The 2,067-nt window shown below is 63.5% G+C and carries 2 protein-coding genes; one reads left to right on the top strand and one right to left on the bottom strand.

Going from position 1 to position 2,067, the window contains the following annotated elements; translation table 11 throughout:
• Nucleotides 1–1,408 (bottom strand): class I tRNA ligase family protein (locus tag ACOVQ0_RS15360; RefSeq protein ID WP_421886294.1); only part of this gene is annotated, 1,408 nt, incomplete at its 3' end.
• A 110-nt stretch (nt 1,409–1,518) separates the two neighbouring features.
• Between ACOVQ0_RS15360 and ACOVQ0_RS15355 the strand changes: the two genes are divergently transcribed.
• Nucleotides 1,519–2,067: STAS domain-containing protein (locus ACOVQ0_RS15355; protein WP_421886291.1), on the top strand; the 549-nt coding region annotated here is incomplete at its 3' end.

Below are 2,067 nucleotides of genomic sequence, written 5' to 3'. Positions count from 1 at the left end.
CGGCGGCTTCGTCTTCGGCAACGAAGCAGCGGCCATCATCGGCAAACCAAGCCGGAATCCGGTGACCCCACCAAAGTTGGCGACTGACGCACCATGGCTGGATGTTCTCCATCCAGTTGAAGAAGGTCTTCTCCCAGGTCTTGGGCACGATCCCGATTTCGCCGGACTTCACCGCTTCGATCGGCTTCTTGGCGAGTTGCGCGGCGTTTACATACCACTGGTCGGTCAGCCACGGCTCGATCACCACGCCGCCGCGATCGCCAAACGGTGTGGCGATCTGGCGCGGTTCGGCGTCGTGTTCTACTTCTTCGCCATCCTTGCTCTTCGCCACGTGAGGGATGAGGAACCCTTGGTCCTTCATCCGCGCCACGACCAACTCGCGCGCACCGTCCACACCGTCCTTGCGGAAACGGTGGAGCCCGATGAACTCCGCTGGCACCAGCCCGTCCGCCGTCTGGCACACGTTCGCCTCGGCATCGAGCATGTTGAGCATCTCGGCGGGCGCAAACCCGGCGCGCTTGCCGACTTCGAAGTCGTTGAAATCATGCCCCGGGGTGATCTTGACGCAGCCCGAGCCCAGCTCCGGATCGGCGTGTTCATCCGCCACAATCGGAATGCGCCGACCGGTCAGCGGCAGGATGACGTGGCTACCCACGACGCTGGCATAGCGTTCGTCTGCCGGGTTCACTGCCACCGCCATATCGGCCAGCATGGTTTCGGGCCGGGTGGTGGCGACTTCGATATAATCGCGACCATCGGTCAGATGCTCGCCGTCAGCCAGCGGATAGCGGAAGTGCCAGAAGCTGCCCGCAAGCGTCTGCGTCTCGACTTCGAGATCGGAAATCGCGGTCTTGAGCTTCGGGTCCCAGTTCACCAGCCGCTTGTCACGGTAGATCAGCCCGTCGTTGTAGAGATCGACGAAGGTCTTGATCACCGCGCGCGTGAAGTGCGGGTCCATCGTGAACTGCTCGCGGCTCCAGTCCATCGAGCAGCCCAGACGACGCAACTGGTGGGTGATGGTGCCGCCGCTTTCGGCTTTCCATTCCCACACCTTGGCGACGAAATCCTCGCGACTGTAATTGGTGCGCTTGTCCTGCGCCGCTTCCAGCTGGCGCTCGACCACCATCTGGGTCGCGATCCCGGCGTGATCGGTGCCGACCACCCACAGCGCATCCTTGCCGCGCAACCGTTCATAGCGGACCACCACGTCCTGCAGCGTGTTGTCGAGCGCATGACCAATATGCAGGCTCCCCGTCACGTTCGGCGGCGGGTTGACGATCGTGAAGGGTTCCGCTCCGGGGCGATGCGGGCGGAACAACCCGTTCGCTTCCCAGTGGGAATACCAGCGTGCCTCGATATCGGCGGGGTCGAAAGTGGTGGCCAGAGGTGGGTTCGTCGTATCGCTCATGATGGGCCGCGCCATGCCAGCACCCATGCTGCGATGCAATGTAGAAGCAGTGCGTCATTGGTCCCGAGAGCCTTGCGAGGGCGCGAAAACAGCCCCATACCTGCCGCGCAATGGATCACACCGCGCAATATTCGTTGGAAGATGACGGCGCGGGCAAGTCGCGGCTGGTGCTTTCCGGCCCGTTGACGCTGGCAGTGATCGGCCCGTTCGAGCGCAGTTTGAAGACTGTCACCACTCCGCTTGTCGCGATCGATCTGGCCGGGGTGGAGGAGATCGACACGGTTGGCGCCTGGGTGATTTGCCAGCTGGCGAAAGCCCATGATTGCGACATAACCGGCGCGAGCCCGGCGGCCCACCGCCTGCTGGACGCGGTGCGCACGATCGAAGCCGGGCATGATATCCACGCGCCGCGCCTGCCGGTGTGGGAACGTGTGCCGCTGGCGCTGGGAAAGCAGATCTACGCCGCGCGCAGCGGCATCTACGGCGTGATCGGCTTTTTCGGGCAGATCCTGATCGGAGCTGCAAGCCTGCTGCGCCACCCGACGCGCTTTCCGGGCAAGGCGTTGGTGCACCAGATGGAACTGGTCGGCGTGTCGGCGCTGCCGATCATCGGCCTGATGAGCTTCCTGATCGGTATCGTCATCGCCCAGCAGGGCTCT

It is taken from the genome of Novosphingobium sp. (assembly GCF_049240505.1).
In the GTDB taxonomy this organism is placed as follows: Bacteria; Pseudomonadota; Alphaproteobacteria; order Sphingomonadales; family Sphingomonadaceae; genus Novosphingobium.
Note: the sequence above shows the minus strand (reverse complement) of the source record. Positions and strands in the feature narration are given on the sequence as shown.